This window comes from Kitasatospora sp. NPDC034023 (assembly GCF_055575795.1).
In genome coordinates this window covers 1-17,790 of the sequence record NZ_JBVIRY010000041.1, presented here as the reverse complement: position 1 = coordinate 17,790, position 17,790 = coordinate 1, and the positions used below count along the sequence as shown (strand labels likewise).

General features: G+C 74.1%; 15 protein-coding genes and 1 rRNA gene. 4 read left to right on the top strand and 12 right to left on the bottom strand.

Annotated features, from left to right (window positions below):
- The first annotated feature begins 160 nt into the window (after nt 1-160).
- Together gabT and ACZ52R_RS36825 are read left to right on the top strand one after the other, a co-directional pair.
- Nucleotides 161-1,516 carry a 4-aminobutyrate--2-oxoglutarate transaminase gene (gene gabT / locus ACZ52R_RS36830; protein ID WP_465754993.1) on the top strand — a complete coding sequence of 452 codons (1,356 nt, stop codon included), beginning with the start codon at nt 161-163 and terminating at the stop codon, nt 1,514-1,516.
- A 578-nt stretch (nt 1,517-2,094) separates the two neighbouring features.
- Nucleotides 2,095-2,766, top strand: coding sequence for a phosphatase PAP2 family protein (locus tag ACZ52R_RS36825; protein WP_465754992.1), 672 nt, complete (start codon nt 2,095-2,097; stop codon nt 2,764-2,766).
- On the opposite strand, the gene ACZ52R_RS36820 is transcribed toward ACZ52R_RS36825, so the two are convergent.
- Nucleotides 2,739-3,071 (bottom strand): DUF2218 domain-containing protein, encoded by a 333-nt coding sequence (locus tag ACZ52R_RS36820; protein ID WP_360505328.1) that lies wholly within the window; start codon nt 3,069-3,071, stop codon nt 2,739-2,741. The genes ACZ52R_RS36825 and ACZ52R_RS36820 overlap by 28 nt on opposite strands.
- A 166-nt stretch (nt 3,072-3,237) precedes the next feature.
- On the opposite strand from ACZ52R_RS36820, the gene ACZ52R_RS36815 reads away from it, so the two are divergent.
- A complete protein-coding gene (locus ACZ52R_RS36815; RefSeq protein ID WP_465754991.1) occupies nt 3,238-3,831 on the top strand; it encodes a MarR family winged helix-turn-helix transcriptional regulator in 594 nt (197 codons plus the stop codon).
- Here the strand turns inward: ACZ52R_RS36815 and ACZ52R_RS36810 are convergent.
- A complete protein-coding gene (locus ACZ52R_RS36810; RefSeq protein WP_465665120.1) occupies nt 3,722-4,663 on the bottom strand; it encodes an EamA family transporter in 942 nt (313 codons plus the stop codon). The two genes, ACZ52R_RS36815 and ACZ52R_RS36810, sit on opposite strands and share 110 nt — an antisense overlap.
- A gap of 157 nt (nt 4,664-4,820) precedes the next feature.
- Between ACZ52R_RS36810 and ACZ52R_RS36805 the strand changes: the two genes are divergently transcribed.
- Nucleotides 4,821-5,765, top strand: coding sequence for a LysR family transcriptional regulator (locus tag ACZ52R_RS36805; RefSeq protein ID WP_465754990.1), 945 nt, complete (start codon nt 4,821-4,823; stop codon nt 5,763-5,765).
- A 52-nt stretch (nt 5,766-5,817) separates the two neighbouring features.
- On the opposite strand, the gene ACZ52R_RS36800 is transcribed toward ACZ52R_RS36805, so the two are convergent.
- The 10 genes from ACZ52R_RS36800 to rrf all read right to left on the bottom strand — a co-directional run.
- The gene (locus ACZ52R_RS36800; protein ID WP_360505334.1) at nt 5,818-6,585 is read right to left on the bottom strand and encodes a ZIP family metal transporter; all 768 of its coding nucleotides are present in this window, start codon (nt 6,583-6,585) and stop codon (nt 5,818-5,820) included.
- 249 nt (nt 6,586-6,834) lie between these two features.
- Complete coding sequence (locus ACZ52R_RS36795; protein ID WP_465754989.1) at nt 6,835-8,568, bottom strand: restriction endonuclease; 1,734 nt, start codon at nt 8,566-8,568, stop codon at nt 6,835-6,837.
- Between the two features lie 115 nt (nt 8,569-8,683).
- Nucleotides 8,684-10,468 (bottom strand): hypothetical protein, encoded by a 1,785-nt coding sequence (locus ACZ52R_RS36790; protein ID WP_465754988.1) that lies wholly within the window; start codon nt 10,466-10,468, stop codon nt 8,684-8,686.
- A 375-nt stretch (nt 10,469-10,843) separates the two neighbouring features.
- Nucleotides 10,844-11,158 carry a cupin domain-containing protein gene (locus ACZ52R_RS36785; RefSeq protein WP_396290261.1) on the bottom strand — a complete coding sequence of 105 codons (315 nt, stop codon included), beginning with the start codon at nt 11,156-11,158 and terminating at the stop codon, nt 10,844-10,846.
- A 238-nt stretch (nt 11,159-11,396) separates the two neighbouring features.
- Complete coding sequence (locus ACZ52R_RS36780; RefSeq protein WP_360505340.1) at nt 11,397-12,053, bottom strand: YigZ family protein; 657 nt, start codon at nt 12,051-12,053, stop codon at nt 11,397-11,399.
- Between the two features lie 188 nt (nt 12,054-12,241).
- Nucleotides 12,242-13,531, bottom strand: coding sequence for a DUF6986 family protein (locus tag ACZ52R_RS36775; RefSeq protein ID WP_465625268.1), 1,290 nt, complete (start codon nt 13,529-13,531; stop codon nt 12,242-12,244).
- Between the two features lie 113 nt (nt 13,532-13,644).
- A complete protein-coding gene (locus ACZ52R_RS36770; RefSeq protein WP_465754987.1) occupies nt 13,645-15,261 on the bottom strand; it encodes a DUF2637 domain-containing protein in 1,617 nt (538 codons plus the stop codon).
- A 220-nt stretch (nt 15,262-15,481) separates the two neighbouring features.
- On the bottom strand, nt 15,482-16,147 hold the full coding sequence (locus ACZ52R_RS36765; protein WP_360505346.1) for a response regulator transcription factor: 666 nt from the start codon (nt 16,145-16,147) through the stop codon (nt 15,482-15,484).
- Nucleotides 16,099-17,508, bottom strand: coding sequence for a sensor histidine kinase (locus ACZ52R_RS36760; protein ID WP_465754986.1), 1,410 nt, complete (start codon nt 17,506-17,508; stop codon nt 16,099-16,101). The genes ACZ52R_RS36765 and ACZ52R_RS36760 overlap by 49 nt, the downstream gene beginning before the upstream one ends.
- A 201-nt stretch (nt 17,509-17,709) precedes the next feature.
- Nucleotides 17,710-17,790, bottom strand: a 5S ribosomal RNA gene (gene rrf, locus ACZ52R_RS36755); the annotation flags it as partial.

Here is a 17,790-nt window from a genome sequence, read left to right as displayed (position 1 = left end):
GCGCTCAGGGTAGTGGAGCGGGGCCTGCGGGTAGTCGCGTCGGCTGGGCTGGCCGTGCCGGACAAGTCGGATGGCGCACTGCTACCGAGTGGCGCATGCCTGGGTGGGGAGGGCGGCCGTAGCCTGCGAAGCACCGAGCCGAGAAGTCTGGAGAAACCCCATGAGCGCCGCAACGCCGCTCCCGCAGGAGCGCCGCCTGGTCACCGCGATCCCCGGTCCGAAGTCGCAGGAGCTGCAGGCCCGCAAGCTGGGTGCGGTGGCGGCCGGCGTCGGCACCACCCTGCCGGTGTACGTGTCCCGTGCCAATGGCGGTGTGCTGGAGGACGTGGACGGCAACTCGCTGATCGACTTCGGCTCCGGCATCGCCGTGACCAATGTCGGCAACAGCGCCGAGGCCGTGGTGGCCAGGGCGAGCGAGCAGCTGGCCGCCTTCACCCACACGTGTTTCATGGTGACCCCGTACGAGGGTTACGTGGCCGTTGCCGAGCAGCTGAACGAGCTGACTCCGGGTGACCACGAGAAGCGCACCGCACTGTTCAACTCGGGCGCCGAGGCGGTCGAGAACGCGGTGAAGATCGCCCGCGCCTACACCAAGCGCACCGCCGTCGTGGTGTTCGATCACGGCTACCACGGCCGCACGAACCTCACCATGGGCCTGACGGCGAAGAACATGCCGTACAAGCAGGGCTTCGGCCCGTTCGCCCCGGAGATCTACCGGGTGCCGGTGGCTTACCCCTACCGTTGGCTGACCGGCGCGGAGAACTGCGCCGCCGAGGCCGCCGCGCAGGCGATCGACATGATCAACAAGCAGATCGGTGCCGAGAACGTCGCGGCGATCATCATCGAGCCGATTCAGGGCGAGGGCGGCTTCATCGAGCCGGCCAAGGGTTTCCTGCCAGCGATCGTGGAGTACGCGAAGGCGAACGGCATCGTGTTCGTCGCGGACGAGATCCAGACCGGTTTCTGCCGTACCGGCCAGTGGTTCGCGTGTGACGACGAGGGCATCGTCCCGGATCTGATCACCACGGCCAAGGGCATCGCCGGTGGTCTGCCGCTGGCCGCGGTGACCGGCCGGGCCGAGATCATGGACGCCGCGCACGCGGGTGGCCTGGGCGGCACCTACGGTGGCAACCCGGTGGCGTGCGCCGCCGCGCTGGGCTCCATCGAGACCATGAAGGAGCAGGACCTCAACGGCAAGGCGCAGCGGATCGGCGAGGTCATGCTGGGCCGCCTGCGGGCGATGCAGGAGAAGTTCGACGTGATCGGCGAGGTCCGCGGCCGCGGCGCGATGATCGCGATCGAGCTGGTGAAGCCGGGCTCCAAGGAGCCGAACGCGGAGGTCACGGCCGCCGTGGCGAAGGCCTGCCACGCCGAGGGCCTGGTGGTCCTGACCGCCGGCACCTACGGCAACGTGCTGCGTTTCCTGCCGCCGCTGGTGATCCCGGAGCACCTGCTCGAGGAGGGTCTGGACATCATCGAGGGCGCCTTCGCGCTCCAGGGTGTCACCGCCGCCTGATCCAGGCGCCATCTGCCTGCCGGAGGGATGTCCGGACAGCGCTGAACGGCCCGTGGGGACCTCTGGTCCGCACGGGCCGTTCGGTTGTGTTCGGAGGCCGTGTGCGGGCCCGGTGCGGCGGCTCGGTGCGGCGGCTCGGTGCGGTGGCCGGGCATGATCGACGGAGGGCTCGGGAGGTTGCCCGGGGCGGGGTGAAGATGATGTGCGGAATCGCTGAAGGCGCTCGGCGCGGAAGGGCTGTTGACGTAGTGTCATCGCAGATGGACAGCGAGCCTCAGCCATTGGCGGAGTCGTCCGCGGAGCCTCCCTCGGGGGCGGGTCCGCGTGTGCCCCGCGAGGACAACCAGGCCACCCCGGGAGGGGCGGCGCATACCGCAGGCCGATCGACCGACCGTCCGACCCACACCCCCCGGGGCGCGCGGAACGGCGATCATCAGAGCCGCCCCGGAGCTCTCCCCCCTGCTCCGGGGCGGCTGTCCTTTGTCCCGGAGCGGACGGCGCGGACGGCTGGGGCGGATCGCACGGCTGGGGCGGATCGCACGGCCGGGGCGGATCGTGCCGCCCGGGCGGCGCGGTCGGTGGCCGTGCCGGTGGTGGCGGCGGCGGTGCTGCTGGCGGTGTCGTGGCAGGTGGCGGTGGACGGGCCGCTGCTCGGGCTGGACCGCTGGATCCGTCGGGCCGTGCACACAGCACGCCACGACGTCCCGAACGCGTTGCTCGACCACCTCGGCCACGCCCTGTCGGACCTGGGCAGCAGCGTCCCGGCGATCCCGGTGCTGCTGCTGGCCGGCGCACTGGCCGCCTGGCGGTGCCGCCGGGCCGGGGCTGCCGGTCGCTGGTGGCTGCCGCTGCCGGTGGCGGTGCTGACGGCGGGGCTGATCCCGCTGTTGGTGGTGCCGGCGAAGGCGGCCTTCGCCCGGCCGGGTCCGCTCGGGGATCCGCTGACGCCGGGGCAGTGGGGCTGGTACCCGTCCGGGCACACCGCGACCGCCGCGATCTCGTACGGGGTGGCGGCGCTGTTGCTGGCCCGGGTGTCGGGGCCGCGCGCCGCCCAGGGGCTGGCGGCGGGCGCGGCGCTGCTGGCGCTCGGGGTGGGCGCGGGGCTGGTGTGGAGCGACTTCCACTGGCTGTTGGACGTGGTGGCCGGCTGGTGCCTGGCCGTCCTGGTGGTGTGGCCGCTCGACCGGTGGCTGCCCCGGCCTGGTGCCGGGATCGGGAGGCGTCAGGCCTCGGGGTCCTCGTTGCGGTGAACCAGGCCCGCCTCGCCGTTGTCGCGCTGCCATTCGACGACGAGTTCGTCGCGGACCCCGAAGCGGACGAGGTGGCGGCCGACGACGTCCTCCAGGCCGGGCAGGTTGTCGCGCTCGCCCTCGACGGTGAGTAGCAGGGCGTCGGGCTGTGCCTCCAGGGTGGCGGTGCCGGCGCTGAAGACGAGGGTGCCGCGGCCGGTCTCCTCGGAGTAGGCGGCCTCGATCTTGCGCCCCATGTGGGCGGCGAGCTGCTTGGCGTAGCGGCCGGGGCGGTCGGTGGCGACACGTGCGGTGGAAATGGGCATGGGGGCTCCAGGGTCGGGGAGGGAACTTAGGGTCCCCTCACTCGCCCTACGCTAGCCCAGATACTGAGCTAAGCTCAACATATTTTCCCGACCGTCGTCGGCCGACCACCGAGAGCGCCGGACCCGGTCGCTACGCTTGGCCGGACCCCAGCCGAGGAGACCGCCGATGACCACCACGCCGACCAACGACCCGGCGGACCCCTCCTCCGACCCCCGGCCCGGCTCCCTCGACTCTCCGCCCGACTCCCCCCGCTCCGCCGACGCCACCGACTCCGCCGACTCCACCGCCGAACTGGCGGACGCGATGACCCGGGCGATCAAGCGGATCCGCCGCCAGACCGGCCGGCGGCTGGAGCCGTACGGCATCACCCCCGGCCAGGCCCGGGCGCTGCGCACCCTCGCCCACGTGCCGGGCTGCGAGACGCCGGACCACGCGATGCGGTTGAGCGACCTCGCCGACAAGCTGCACATCGCCCCGCGCTCGGCCACCACCGTGGTCGACGCGCTGGAGGAGGCCGGCCTGGTCGAGCGCAGCCCCGACCCGGCCGACCGGCGGGCCGTGCGGATCCTGCTGACCGAGGCCGGCCGCGCGGCCGTGGAACGGATCGGGCAGGTCCGGGACGAGGTGGCGCAGGAGTACTTCGGTGAGGTCAGCCCCGCCGACGAGGAGGTGCTGCTGCGAGTGCTGCGCTCCGCCGAGGCCCGGTTCCTCGCAGCCGGGCCGCCGCGGCGCTCGACGCCCCCGGACGCAGCGCGGTGATCCCGATCCCGGCGATCACCAGCAGCGCGGCCGCGGCGGCCGTCGGGCTGACCCGCTCGCCGAGCAGCAGCCAGGCCGAGGACATCCCGAACACCGGCACCAGCAGCGAGTAGGGCGCGACGGCGGTGGCGTCGTAGCTGCGCAGCAGGAAGCTCCAGGCGACGAAACCCAGCAGGGTGGAGACGAGCCCGACGTAGCCGATCGCGCCGAGCCCGGCGGGGGTGATCTCGCGCAGCGCGCGCAGGTCCGCCTCCGGGCCCTCGACCAGCAGGGACAGGCCGAGCAGTGGCAGCGGCGGGACGGCGCTGACCCAGATCATCCAGCGCAGCGCGTCCGGCGGCGCCGCCTTGCGGGTCAGCACGTTGGCCAGACCCCAGGCGACGGCGGCCAGGACGACCAGCGCGAAGGCACCCAGCGGGCCGCCGGCGCCCTGGTCGTACGCGCTCAGCGCGATGCCCGCGAAGGCGATCGCCAGGCCCAGGAGCCGGTGCCCGCCGGGGCGTTCGCGCAGCAGCACGGCGGCGAACAGCGCGGTGAAGCCGGCCTGCCCCTGGAGCGCCAGGGAGGAGAGGCCGGCGGGCATCCCGGCGTGCATTCCGAGGAAGAGCAGCCCGAACTTGACCACCCCGAGGACCACGCCGACCGCCACCACCCAGCGCCAGGCCACCTTGGGTGGGCCGACGAAGAAGACCGCCGGCACGGCGACGACGGCGAATCGCAGGGCGCAGAAGAGCAGCGGCGGGAAGTTGTCGAGGCCGACATGGATCAGGACGAAGTTGAGGCCCCAGATGGCGGCCACCAGGACGGCCAGCGCGATGTGGGGCGCGCTCATGCCCGTACCGCTCGTGCTGCTGCCGCTCGTGGTCGTGCTGCTCGTGCTGCTCGTGCCGCTCGCGGCGGCGGGTGTCGCGGTCATGGGTCGAGCATGGTGGCGCGGGACCGTGTAGCACTAGCGATGAATTCTGAAGAGGACACTTTAGGATCACTGCATGATGGATCTGGGGCGCCTGCGGGCGCTACACGCGGTGGCGGTGCACGGCTCGGTCGGCGGGGCGGCGGCCGCGCTCGGGTTCACGCCCTCGGCGGTCTCGCAGCAGATCGCCAAGCTGGAGCGGGAGACCCGGACGGTGCTGCTGGAGCGGCAGGGCCGGGGCGTGGTGCTGACCGACGCGGCGCGCGAGCTGGCCGCCACCGCGCAGACCGTGCTGGGGCTGGTGGAGCAGGCCGAGGTACGGCTGGAGGAGCAGCGCGGCCAGGCGGTCGGCCGGCTGCTGGTGGCCGCGTTCGCGTCCGGTGCGCGAGGGCTGATGCCCGGGGTGCTCGCCGATCTGCGGCGGCGCTGCCCGGAGCTCGACGTGCGGCTGCTGGAGCGCGATCCGTACCCGGCGGCCGATCTGGTGGCCCGGGGCGAGGTGGATCTGGCTCTGGTGCAGGACTGGCCGACCGTGCCGCTGCCGGTGCAGGACGGGGTCGCCCGGATGGACCTCGGGACGGACCCGGTGGACCTGCTGCTGCCCGCCGGCGACGAGCTGGCCGCGCTCGACCCGGTGCCGGTGGAACGGCTGTGCGGGCAGCGCTGGATCAGCGTGCCGCCGGGCAACATCTGCCACGACTGGCTGGTCCGCACCCTGCGCGAGGCCGGTGAGGAGCCGGACGTGCGCTACCAGGTCGGCGAGTTCGAGACCCAGATCGCGCTGGTCGCGGCCGGTCTCGGGATGGGCCTGGTGCCGAGGCTCGGACGGGGGCCGCTGCCGCCCGGGGTGACGGCCCGCCGGGTGACGCCGGAGCCGAGCCGCCGGGTCTTCGCGCTCTGGCGCTCCCAGGCCTCCCGGCGGCCGGCCATCACGGAGGCGCTGGCCTCGATGCGGAAGTGCTGGGGTCCGCTGCAGGAGCAGGAGCAGGGGCGTACGGGGACGGGGCAGAGCCGGCGGTAGCCCTCGGCAGCCCCGGCCCTGGCCCTCGGCGGCCCCGGTCGCCTCAGCGGTCCTACTTGGCGAAGCCGAGCACCAGCCACATGAAGCCGACCCCGGCGACGGTGCACAGCAGGGTGCTGCGCGAGGGGTGCGGGCTGTGGGCTTCGGGGAGGATGTCGGAGGTCGCCAGGTAGAGCAGGAAGCCGGAGAAGAAGCCCAGGTAGAGGCCGAGCATGTGCTCCGGGATGGTGAACGCCAGGGTGATCGCGGCACCGGACACCGGGGCCACCGCGTCGGCCGCGAGCAGCGTCAGCGCCCGCCGCCGGTTGTTCCCGTACAACCGGGTGATCGTGTACGTGTTGAAGCCGTCCGCGAAGTCGTGTGCGACGACCGCGATGGCCACGACCGTGCCGACCGTGGTGCCGGCCTGGAAGGCGGCGCCGATCGCGAAGCCGTCCATCACGCTGTGCCCGACCAGGGCCAGTGCGGCGGTCAGCCCGACGCCCTGGTGCCCGGCGGTGTGGGCGTGTCCGTGGTGGTGGCCGCCGTGGGTGTGCTCGGCGTACTCGCCCTCGTGGCCGCGGTGGATGGCGACCGCGCGTTCGACCACGTGGATGGCAAGGAAGCCGGCCGCGAACATCAGCAGCGCCTGCGGCACACCGTGCACCTCGCCCGGCGCCTGGTGGATCGCCTCGGGCAGCAGGTCGAAGGCGACCACGCCGAGCATCAGGCCGGCCGCGAAGCCGAGCACGAGGTGGCGGCGGTCGCCCGTGCGCTGGGCGACGAAGCCGCCGATCAGCGTCATCAGGAACGCCCCGGCGGCGACCAGGACGGCGGTCATCGGGCCGTCTCCGCCGCAGGTGCGGCCGGTTGGCCGGTGCCGCCGTGTGGTCTGCCGAGCGCTCTGCCCATTCCTCTCCCCCTGGGGTCCGCCCGTGACCGGGCCGACCGCCGACCGTACCGGACGGCCGTTCGACTGTTGTCGACCGGGGTGCCGGGCGCGGACGGGGCCCGCTCCTCAGCCTCGGTCCGGGCCTGGTGGGGCGCCCGCCGGATGGGCCGTCGGGGTGGTCCCGGCAGGTGGGGACGGTCAGCGGCCGGCGGCGAGCGGCAGGCCGAGGTGGGTGCGGGCGAGTTCGCGGACTCCGTCGCCGTCGACCAAGTGGATGTGACGGTGGCTCTCGTCGGCGGTGAGGTCAAGGGCCTCGTCGGTGAAGCGGCCGGTGGTCAACCGCAGGCCGCGCTCGGCGGACTCCTCACGGACCGCCTCGGCCAGCGTGGTGATCTGCTCCGCGGTGACCGGTTCGGGGCCCCGGGAGGCCCAGACCACCCAGCGGCCGGGCAGCGCGCTGCCGGGGGCGCCCGCGCCGGTGGCCACCAGCCCGGCCGGTCCGCGCAGCCGGACGCTCCAGTCGGCGATCCCGCCCCGGGTGAGCAGGTCGCGCACCAGTTGGGCGAACTCGTTGGCGGACAGGTCGGGCGCGGCCGGCACCGTGGCCCCGGCCTGGGCGGCCGGCTGGACGCCCGCCCGGTCGTACGGGTCCGGGGTGACGGCGGCGCCGAGCTGACGCAGCCGGACGAGGGCCTCGTCCTGCTCGGAGTCGGCGTAGACGCCCTCGTCGTCGCGCTCCTCGTACGCGGTTTCCGGCGGCAGCAGCCGGGTGCGGGCCAGCGCGTCGCGGTCGGCGTCCACGCTGACCAGGCAGAGCGGCTCGGCCGCGCCGGGCTCGCGCAGCCACCCGTTGAGGACGACGCCGGCGAGTATCTCGTCGGTGTCGACGGCGTCGGCGGCCTGCAGGGCACGCAGGGCGAGCCGGGCGACCAGTCGCAGGTAGTCGGTGGCCCGGTCGGCCGGCGGTCGCGGCACCGGGACGATGTCGCCGTCCGGGGCGAGCCGGTAGCCGGTGAGCGAGGGCACCAGGTCGAGCGGCGGCAGGTCGAGGTCCAGCACGGCGGTGCGGGTGAGCGGGCGGAACACCGCCCGGCAGGGGGCGGGCAGGTCCTGGGTCGCGGTCTCGGCGGCGGCCAGCGCCCGCTCCAGCAGTGACTCCACGGCGGCCGGCTCGGCCAGCCGGTAGGCCCGTCGGCACTCCTCCAGGCTCTCGTTGTACTCGCGCACGGCGCGGGCGCGGGCCTCCTCGGCCGCCTCGTGGGCGCGCCGGGACTCGTCGGCGGCCGGGCTGCCGGCCTCGGCCCGACGGGTGCGCCACTCCCGCAGGGCGCGCTGGTGGGAGAGCCGGGCCTGGGCCAGTTCGCGCTGGTAGCCGGAGTCCAGCAGGCGGCGGGACGGGCCGCGCTCGGGGTCGGCCGAGGCAGGCTCGGCGGGCGTGAAGTCCTCCCAGCGGGGCTCCGGGACGCCGGCGACGCCGGGGCCGTCGGCCGGGTAGGGGCGGGCCTCGTAGTGGCGCAGCTGGCTCTCGAAGTCCATGGCCGAGACGGGCAGGGCGGCCCGCCGCAGCAGGTCGGTCAGCCGGTCGTGCTCGGCCCGCACGGTGACCGTGCGGTGGTGGGTCAGGGCGGCGGCCCGGGCGTGCGCCGCGACGGCCTCTTCCGGGTCGACCGCGCCGGGATCGACCGAGCCGGGGTCGGCCGTGCCGGGATCGGCCCTGCCCGGGTCGGCGGCGTCGGGATCGGCGCCGCCGGCGGGGCCCGGGACGGACGGGCCGTCACCGGCCGGGCCCCCGCCGGGGCGACCGGTGGCGGCGCCGTCCGGCGCCGGGGACTCGTCGACACCGAGGTCGCGGAAGACCGAGGCGAGGAAGCCCGGTTGGGGGACCCGGACGGTGGTGGTGCCGTCGGACCGGCCGTCTGCTGAGTGCTGCATCGGTCGTCGTTCCCCCATGCTCGTCCGGCGCCTGCCCGGGGCGGTCGGCGAACCCGCGGACCCACCCCCTGCCGGACATTGTCCACCGAACGGGCGCGGCGGTCAGCCAAGCCGGTCAGTTGGTCCGGGTGTTGGTCAGGTGCAGACCGATGTAGCCGACGTAGATCCGACCACTGCCGGAGCAGTCGTCCAGGTAGTGCAGCCGGGGCGCGGTGCGGCCGCCGCCGATCCGCAGGTGCGCGCCCATGAACGCGCGCCGGGAGGCGTCCACGCATTCCGGCACCGGCAGCATCCGTTCGCGCTTCCACTTGGTGTGGCTGAACACCGTCCGGGACTCCCCTCGCACGGCCTTGCGGGGCGGGAAGCGGTGGCAGCCCGTCGGGGTGTGCTCGCACCACTGCTTGAAGTCCCCGCCGGCCGTGCCCCGCACGGCCGCCTCGGCGTACTCCTGAAGGGCGGTCAGGCCGTCCCAGGCGAGCCGGGCCCACCCGGCGCCGGTGCGCTGGAGCTCGTCCAGGGCGAGTGCGGCCTTCTGGTCCCCGGTGAAGCTCAGCAGCGGGAACTCGCCCAGTCTGGCGATGAGTTCGGTGAAGCTCTCGGGTTTTCCGCAGCGCTCGGCGGGCTGGGCGACGGCGCGCTGCCCGAGGGCCTGGCCGGTGCCCGACGCGGTGCAGTGGCGGCCGGTCAGGGAGCGGGCCCCGGGGCGGAGCCGGCCCTCCCGAGCGTCCCGGGTGTCGTGGCCCTCCCGGCTCTGCCCCCGCTCGCCCCCCTCTCGGCGGTCACGGCGGTCACGACGCTCCAGGCGCAGGGTGCGCCGGACCTGCTCCAGCTCGTCGGCCCTGGCCTGCTGATCGGCGCGGTCCTGCTGCTCCTCGTGGGCCAGGTCGGCCAGTTCGGCTCGGACGACGGCCTGCCCGGCGGCCGGGCGGAGCGGCGGCGGGACGCGAAGCACCGGGACGGCCGCCAGCGGCGGCGGCAGTGGCTGGTCGGCGGCGAGGCGGCGCGGTTCGCGGGCGAGCAGCCCGGCGGCGCGGCGCGGGTCCTCTTCTATTCGGCCTCGGGCGAGCACCGGATGCCGCGCGCCGTCCTGCCGGGAGGCCGGGTCGACCTCGGGCAGGTAGGTGCGCACCGCCCCGCCGTAGACGGTGTGGTACTCCAGCGCGACGTTGAACCCGGTGCGGGCGCCGGGATCCAGCACGTAGGCGGTGGCGAGGCCGGGCAGCTGGTGGCAGAGCGGGCCGACCACGTCCTCCACCCAGCGGTCGAGCGGGAGGTTCACCGGGACGCTGGCGACCACGGTGGGCAGCCGGCGTTCCGGGTCGCACAGCTCGTCGATCAGGGCGTCCACCCCGTCGGCCGTGATCACCCGGGGTGCGGAGTGGACGGCGGCCGGGCCGTCGGTGGCGTCGAGCAGCGGCAGCAGCGAGCGGGCCAGCTCGGGCACCGGCACCCGGCACGGGGTCCGCACGCCGCTGCCGGTGCTGTGCGTCTCGGCCTCCAGCCGGACCCAGGTGAGGCCGTCGGCGCCGGTGGCCACGGTGAGCGTGAGCTGCCGGGTGCCGTGCGGGGCCGGGGTGCGCAGGCGGCGGCGGTCGTAGCGGCCGGCGCCCGGGCCACCGCGCAGCGGGCCGTGGTCACGGTCGAGCAGGACGCGCTCGCCCAGGCGGAGGCGCTCGGCGAGCCCCGGGCCTTCGGGGGGCGGTGCGTCGAACGCCGGTGCGGCGGGGGGTTGCCCGGCGAAGGGTTGTCCGGCAAACGATTGGCCGGTGAGGTGCCGGCCGGCGGGGGCGTGAACGGCCGGCGGGGGCTCCTCGCAACCCTCCTGCTTCAGCCAGGAGGCGAGCTGTTCGTCGGCCAGGGCGAGCGCCTCGGCGTGCGGGAGAGCCGTGGTGACGGTCATCCGGTAGGGCGTCGCGGGACCGCGCGGGCCGGGGAGATCGGCACCGGCGTGCGAGCGGGAGCGGTTCGAGGTCGGGCGAGTCGAGGTCGAACGGTCTGGAGTCCAGCGGTCTGAGGTCATGCGCATACCTCCGTGGTGCGGGGTGGGGTCCTGTGTCCTCCATCGATGGGTTTCGTCCGGTTCTGCCGGATCCTTGCCCAGGAAACGCCACGGCCCGGAGCGGAAGTTCCAAGTCCGGGCCATGACCCTACGTTCGGGTGAATCTGTTCAAGCCGTCTTCCGCGTGGCGCGGAGCCTGGGCTACGCGACGCCGCCCGTGCGAGCGGCGCGGGCGACCCGTACGGGCTGTCCCGTCCGGATCCTCCGGAACCTCACTCAGGCTCCGGCAGGCCCGGCTGAGCTGCGGCTCCAGGCGGGTTCCGTGACCGGTACGGCCAGCGGACAGCCCGCCGGGGCGGCGTAGTTCGCGATCAGTACCACGGGTTCGGTCCCGAGGTTGCGGCCGAGGTGGATGTGGACCGGCCCCGCCTCCTCGACCAGGGAGTCACCGGCACGGCTGACCTCGACCCGGCCGTCGTGCAGGGTCCGGGTCAGCGTCCCGGAGAGCACCACCACGTCGACCCGGCCCGGGTGGTAGTGCCAGCCGGTGTCGGCGCCCGGAGGCAGGGTGATGGTCTGGACGACGGGCATCGCGACGGCTTCCTGGAGGCGTCCTGAGGTTGCCGGGCGGCGCCTGGCCGACGGCCGGTTCAGCCTAGGGCAGGCCCCTCGGGACACCCAAACGGGCCGGCGGCGATGTGGCCGGATGTGTCTCCCAATCCAGGCGCGCCGACTGCGCCCATCGACCCCGCCCATCGACCCCGCCCATCGACCCCGCCCGCCGACCCCGCCGGGCGGCGCTGCCGGGCGGCGCTGCCGGGCGGGACCGTCAGACCGGCACCTCGACGTAGGTGCGACCGGCCGGGATCCCCGTCGCGGTGCCCCCGGTCGCCTCGGCCAGCCAGGTGTGGAAGGCCGCCACCTCGGGTTCCGGCACGCCCACTTCGATCCGCACCCCGGCTGCCTCGTACGCCAGGTCGCTCACCGTGTACCCGGCCGCCCTCAGGTCGTTCTCCACCCGCCCGGCCCGGACGTGGTCCACCGTCACCGCGAGCAGCGCGACCGGCCGTCGCTCCAGCAGGCCGATCCCGTCCACCGCTTCCGACACCGCGTTCCCGTACGCCCGCACCAGGCCGCCCGCACCGAGCTTGATCCCGCCGAAGTACCTGGTGACCACGGCGACCGTGTCGGTCAGGCCGCGTCGGCGCAGCACCTCCAGCATCGGCACCCCGGCCGTGCCGCCGGGCTCGCCGTCGTCGCTGGAGCGCTCGCGGCGCTGCTCGTCGCCGACCACGAACGCGGTGCAGTTGTGCCGGGCGTCCCAGTACTGCTTGCGGATGCCGGCGATGAAGGCCTGCGCCTCCTCCTCGTCGGTAACCCGGGCGAGGTGGCAGATGAACCGGGACTTCTTGATCTCGATCTCGTGGCTGCCGGCCCGCCGGATGGTGAGGTACGGCCTGGCGGTGGGCTCCGGCGTGGCGGACATGGCGCGGTGGTTCTCCCGGGAACGGCGAAGGCTGGCGGCGCGCGCCCCGGGTTGCCGGGGCGGCACCGCCAGCCTAGTTGGCGCACGGGCGCAGCGATCAGCGGCCGCGGGGTCGGCGACCCGGGAACGTCGGTTCCGGGGAACGGTCGTTCTCGGGAACGGTCGTTCCCGGCGGCAGCGGCCTCGGTTCAGCGGCCGGACAGGGCGTCCAGTTGCTCGCGGTCCAGGCCGGTCAGCGCGGTGACCTCGGCGAGGTCGACGGCTCCGCAGTCCAGGCCGCGCAGCAGGTAGCCGCTGAGCGCCCGGGCGGTGGCCGGCTCGTCCATCACGTCGCCGCCCGCCTTAGCGACGTAGGCGGTCAGCCGGGCGGCGGCGGCCGCCAGGCCCTCGCGGTAGAAGGAGTACACCGCGACGTAGCGGGTCGGCAGGTGCGCCGGGTGCATGTCCCAGCCCTGGTAGTAGGCGCGGGCCAGTGAGCGGCGGACCAGGTCGTGGTGGAGCTTCCAGGCGGCGTGCACCTGCTCGGTGGAGCCGGTCGGGATGACGTTGGTCGAACCGTCGGAGAGCCGGACCCCGGTGCCGGCCGCGGCCACCTGCATGACCGCCTTCGCGTGGTCGGCGACCGGGTGGTCCATGCTCTGGTGGGCGGCGCTGACGCCGCAGGCCGCGCTGTAGTCGAAGGTGCCGTAGTGCAGGCCGGTGGCGCGGCCCTCGGCGGCCTCGATCATCCGGGCGACGGTGGCCCGGCCGTCCGGGCCGAGGATGGCCTGGGTGGTCTCGATCTGGATCTCGAAGCCGATCCGGCCGGCGGGCAGCCCGGCCCGGCGCTCGAAGTCCTCCAGCAGCCGGACCAGCGCGGTGACCTGCTCGGCGTAGGTGACCTTGGGCAGGGTCAGGACCAGGCCCTCCGGCAGGCCGCCGGCCGCCGGCAGGGTGGCCAGGAACAGCTCCAGGGTGCGGATGCCGCGGGCGCGGACCGCCGCCTCCATGCACTTGATCCGGATGCCGATGTACGGCGGGGCGCTGCCCTCGGCCACGGCCGCGGCGACCAGTTCGGCGGCCCGGACGGCGGCCGCGTCCTCCTCCGCGTCGGGGCGGGGGCCGTAGCCGTCCTCGAAGTCGATCCGCAGGTCCTCGATCGGCTCGCGCTCCAGCTTGGCGCGGACCCGGGCGTGCACGTCGGCGAGCAGTTCGTCGTCGGCGACGCCGAGGGCGCGGGCCAGCTCGGCGGGGGTGCCGGCGTGGGTGTCGAAGGTCGCCAGGGCCTGACGGCCCCACTCCCGTACGGTGTCGGCGGCGAAGGCATCGGCCGGAACGTAGACGGTGTGCACCGGCTGCCTGGTCCCGGAGTCGCCCGGGTAGCGGCGCGCCAGGTCGGCGTCGACCGGGGCGAGCAGCGCCTCCACGGCGGCTCGGGCGGCAGCGGAGAAGGAGGCCCCGTCCGTCGGCCCGCTTCCGTCGACCTCGACCTGCGACATCCGCACTCCTCCACGCCGAACCAGCACTTCAACAATTTGTTGAGGTGAAGGTAGCTCCGGCGAGGTCGGGCGTCAATGGCCGACCGAGCGCTGGACGGCGGGCCCCGCTCCGGTCAGTCCCTCCCGGCGGCGGCGTAGCGGTCGCGCAGCTCCGGGTACAGCTCGGCGACCTCCTTGGGGTGGACCGAGCCGTCGGGGCCCTTGCCCGCGACGCCGTACTCCCTGGTCAGCCAGTCGGCGAGGCGCTGCGGGTCGGGCTGGTGGCCGTGGTTGTCCATGTACGTGACGAGTGCCTCGTAGGCGAGGTCCGGGTCGAGACGCGAGGACGCCGGGAGGGGTTCGGACTGCCCGGCTTGGACGGGCTCCTCGGCCGGAACCGGCGCGTCCGGCTGGGCCGAATGCTCCGACTGCCGGGCCTCGCGGGGCTGCTGGTGCTGCTGCTGCGGCTCGACGGGTCGGCCCGCCTGCTGCGGGGCGGCCGGGTGCTGGGCCTGCGGCTGGGACGCGGCAGCGGGCACAGCGGCAGGGGAGGCAGCGGCAGGGACGGGCTCCTCCGCCGACGGGCGCGGGGGCTTGAACCAGGGCGAGGCCTGGCCGGGCACCCGCCCGCCCGGGGCGGCGTCGGCAGGGTGACCGGTGGTACGGACCGGGCGCTCGGTCCAGACGTTCAGCTCCTCGTGGCGCGGCTGCGGGGCCGCGTCCGGCGCCTCCTCCGGCTCCTGTGCGGCACGCAGCCGAACGGCCGCCAGCTTCGCCAGCATGGGCGCGGCCACCTCGGCGGGCAACGGTGCGACGGCCGCGGGGGCTTCCGCCTGGGGCTGGGGCTGCTGGGGCTGGGCTTGCTGGGGCTCGGGGGCCTGCCAGGCTTGCTGGGCCTGCTGGACCTGCTGGACCTGCTGAGTGTGCGGCGCCTGCAGCGTGGGCTGCAGCTGCTGCGGCGGACCGGCCGGGGCGGCTCCCGCCGGAGCGATGGCGGCGGTGCGGCCCTCCTGGGACGCGAGCCCCTGCGGCTCCTGCACCGTCAGGGCCCCCTTGGCCTCGCGCTCGCGGCCCTCGTCGTCCAGCCGGTCGAGCAGGGCCGGGTCCAGCGGTACGCCGAACTTGGCGAGCTTGAGCGGCAGCAGCGCCTGGATCGGCGCCGAGCGGCGCCAGCCGCGGCCGTAGCGGAAGCGCAGCTGCGCCCGGTAGACCAGTCGGTTCTGCTCCAGCCGGATGACCTCCTCGTAGGAGCGGAGCTCCCAGAGCTTCATCCGCCGCCAGAGCCGGAAGGTCGGCACCGGGGACAGGAGCCAGCGCATCACCCGGACCGATTCCATGTGGCGGTCCGCCGTGATCGCCGCGATCCGGCCGACCGCGTGGCGGGAGGCCTCGACCACGACGACGAAGAGCACCGGGATGACGGCGTGCATCCCCATGCCGAGCGGGTCGCCCCAGGAGGCGGCCGCGTTGAAGGCGATGGTGGCGACGGTCAGCAGCCAGGCGGTCTGCCGCAGCATCGGGAAGGGGATCCGCAGCCAGGTCAGCACCAGGTCGAGCGCGAGGAGCACGACGATGCCCGCGTCGACGCCGATCGGGAAGGCGTAGGAGAAGGCGCCGAAACCTTTCTCCAGGGCCAGCTCGCGCACCGCGTTGTACGAGCCCGCGAAACCGATGCCCGAGATGAGGCAGGCGCCGGCCGCGACCAGGCCGAGCAGGCCCCGATGGGCCTTGGTGAGCGTTGGGCGTGCCATTACGTCTATCAACCCCTGGATGTCGGCTGCGGCCGTACGCTGCCTCGACTGCCGGTTCCCGCTGGTCGGGCCGCCGGACGGCTGAGCAACCTCCGGGCTCGGCCCACCGGAGTTTACTCGTACACCTGTTTAAGCGTTCCCGCAGCCTGGGGTGTCACGGGCGGCGGCACAACAGAAGTCGCGGCCCGCGTCGACCTGCCCCTCCGGACCGGCCGGACCGTCAGCTGCTCTGCCCCGCCGTCCCGTTGAGGTAGGCCAGCACGGCCAGGACCCGGCGGTTGGCGTCCTCGTCCGGGGCGAGTTCGAGCTTGGTGAAGATGTTGGCGATGTGCTTGGCCACCGCGCCGTCGCTCACCGAAAGGCGGGCGGCGATCGCCGAATTGGAACAGCCCTCGGCCATCAGCTCCAGCACCTCGCGCTCGCGCGGGGACAGCCGCAGCAGCGGACCCGGCCGACGCGAGGTGGTCTGCATCAGCTTGGCGATCACGTCCGGGTCCATCGCCGTCCCGCCCGCCGCCACCCGGCGGACCGCGTCGATGAACTGCCCCGCGTTGAACACCCGGTCCTTCAGCAGGTAACCGATCCCGCCGGTGCCGTCGGCCAGCAACTCCCGCGCGTACAGCTGCTGGACGTGCTGCGACAGCACCAGGACGGGCAAGCCCTGGATCTCCCGGCGGGCCTTGAGCGCCGCCTGCAGCCCCTCGTCGGTGAGCGTCGGGGGCAGCCGGACGTCGACCACGGCCACGTCCGGGCGGTGGGTGAGCAGCGCCTCCAGCAGCTCGGGCCCCGTCTCCACCGCCGCGACAACGGTGAAGCCGTGCGCTTCCAACAGCCTGATCAGGCCTTCGCGAAGGAGGTAGAGGTCCTCGGCGAGGACAACCCGCACGGCAACTCCAAGGTGATGGTGGTGGGACCGCCCGACGTGCTGTCGATGGCGAGGACACCGTCGAAGGTACCCAATCGCTTCTCGATTCCACGCAGTCCGGTCCCCCGCGAAGGATCGGCCACGCCCACGCCGTCGTCCGTCACCGTGACCCGCAGCAAGCCGGCCCGGTACAGGATGTCCACCCACACCTGGTCCGCCCCCGAGTGCTTGGCCGCGTTGGCCAGCAGCTCGCAGATGCTGAAGTACACGGCTGCCTCCACCGGTGCCGGCGGCCGGTCCGGCAGGCTGACGAACACCTCGGTCGGCAGCGCGCTGTCCAGCGCCAGGGCCCGGACGGCGTCGCCCAGTCCGCGCTCGGCGAGCACCGGCGGGTGGATGCCCCGGACCAGGTCCCGCAGCTCCTGCAGGGCCCGGGCCGAGGACTGCCGGGCCTCGGCGAGGAGCTCCCGCGCGGCCGCCTGGTCGGTGTCCATCAGGTGCTCGATGGTGCCCAAAGTCATCCCGATCGCGACCAGCCGCGCCTGCGCGCCGTCGTGCAGGTCCCGTTCGATCCTCCGCAGTTCGGCCGCCTGGTTGCCCACCGCGTCCGCCCGCGTCTCGGTCAGCTCAGCCACCCGCCTGGTCAGCTGGGCGTTCGTCGCCCGGCCGTCCTGGTCCAGCACCCGGCGGGCCGCCTCCGCGTACGCGCGCACCGTGAACGGTGCCGCGAGTATCCCGACGACGATCATGGCGACCCCGAACACGATCCTCAGCAGGATCGACTCCATGCGCGGGCTCAGCAGGCCGAACCCGTGCGTGGGCACCGACCCCGCCGGGATGAAGGTCACCCCCAGCACGAGCAGGGCGACCACCGGCCCGGCCAGGGCCAGCGTCAGGAAGGGGTTCACGGCCAGCCAGGCCAGCTCGCCACGGGTGGTCCGGTCCCGCAGGCCCCAGTGGACCAGCTGCGCGTACTTCGCCACCGTCCGCGAGCGGTGATACGAGTACCCCGTCCACCAGTGCCCGCGATCGTCCAACTCCAGCCCCGGCCGCGGCTCGTACACCGCCGGCAGGCGTACGCCGAACCAGCGCTCCAGCTGCCCGCGCGTACGGCTCGCGGTGCGGCGGATGTTGGCGGCCGCCACGACGACGCCGACAGCCGCTGCCACCAGCAGGGCGAAGAAGACCTCCAGGTCGTACTCCTGCAGGAACTGGGACGTCACCACCCCCGCGAAGAGCGCGGCGCCCACCGGCAGCACCGCCCCCGGCACGGCGGCCAACACCACCACGACGAGCCGCGCCAGCCCCTCACCGCCGGCCGCGAAGGCCGCCTGGGCCCGAGCACGTACGGACGTGCCGCTCGTACGACTCACTGTTGTCACGGGAAGCTCCTGATGCCGGTACCGATCGTCCTCCATCAGTGTTCAGGAACCGCCCGCCAGGCACATTGGCCATGGCACCCCAATCTCGAGGTGGACCTAGGACTACCTGCCGGTGGTCGAAGCAACCCCGGTTCATTGGGCTTACCTGAAAATGCGAAGAGCCCCCATCCGGGATCCGGATGGGGGCTCTTCTGAAAGATTGTTCGGCGGCGTCCTACTCTCCCACAGGGTCCCCCCTGCAGTACCATCGGCGCTGTAAGGCTTAGCTTCCGGGTTCGGAAT

Coding starts and splice junctions, on each gene's coding strand:
- gabT (WP_465754993.1), top strand. CDS start 161: ATGAGCGCCGCAACGCCGCTCCCGCAGGAGCGCCGCCTGGTCACCGCG.
- ACZ52R_RS36820 (WP_360505328.1), bottom strand. CDS start 3,071: ATGCCCATTTCCACCGCACGTGTCGCCACCGACCGCCCCGGCCGCTAC.
- ACZ52R_RS36815 (WP_465754991.1), top strand. CDS start 3,238: ATGACCACCACGCCGACCAACGACCCGGCGGACCCCTCCTCCGACCCC.
- ACZ52R_RS36810 (WP_465665120.1), bottom strand. CDS start 4,663: ATGAGCGCGCCCCACATCGCGCTGGCCGTCCTGGTGGCCGCCATCTGG.
- ACZ52R_RS36805 (WP_465754990.1), top strand. CDS start 4,821: ATGATGGATCTGGGGCGCCTGCGGGCGCTACACGCGGTGGCGGTGCAC.
- ACZ52R_RS36800 (WP_360505334.1), bottom strand. CDS start 6,585: ATGACCGCCGTCCTGGTCGCCGCCGGGGCGTTCCTGATGACGCTGATC.
- ACZ52R_RS36795 (WP_465754989.1), bottom strand. CDS start 8,568: ATGCAGCACTCAGCAGACGGCCGGTCCGACGGCACCACCACCGTCCGG.
- ACZ52R_RS36790 (WP_465754988.1), bottom strand. CDS start 10,468: ATGACCGTCACCACGGCTCTCCCGCACGCCGAGGCGCTCGCCCTGGCC.
- ACZ52R_RS36785 (WP_396290261.1), bottom strand. CDS start 11,158: ATGCCCGTCGTCCAGACCATCACCCTGCCTCCGGGCGCCGACACCGGC.
- ACZ52R_RS36780 (WP_360505340.1), bottom strand. CDS start 12,053: ATGTCCGCCACGCCGGAGCCCACCGCCAGGCCGTACCTCACCATCCGG.
- ACZ52R_RS36775 (WP_465625268.1), bottom strand. CDS start 13,531: ATGTCGCAGGTCGAGGTCGACGGAAGCGGGCCGACGGACGGGGCCTCC.
- ACZ52R_RS36770 (WP_465754987.1), bottom strand. CDS start 15,261: ATGGCACGCCCAACGCTCACCAAGGCCCATCGGGGCCTGCTCGGCCTG.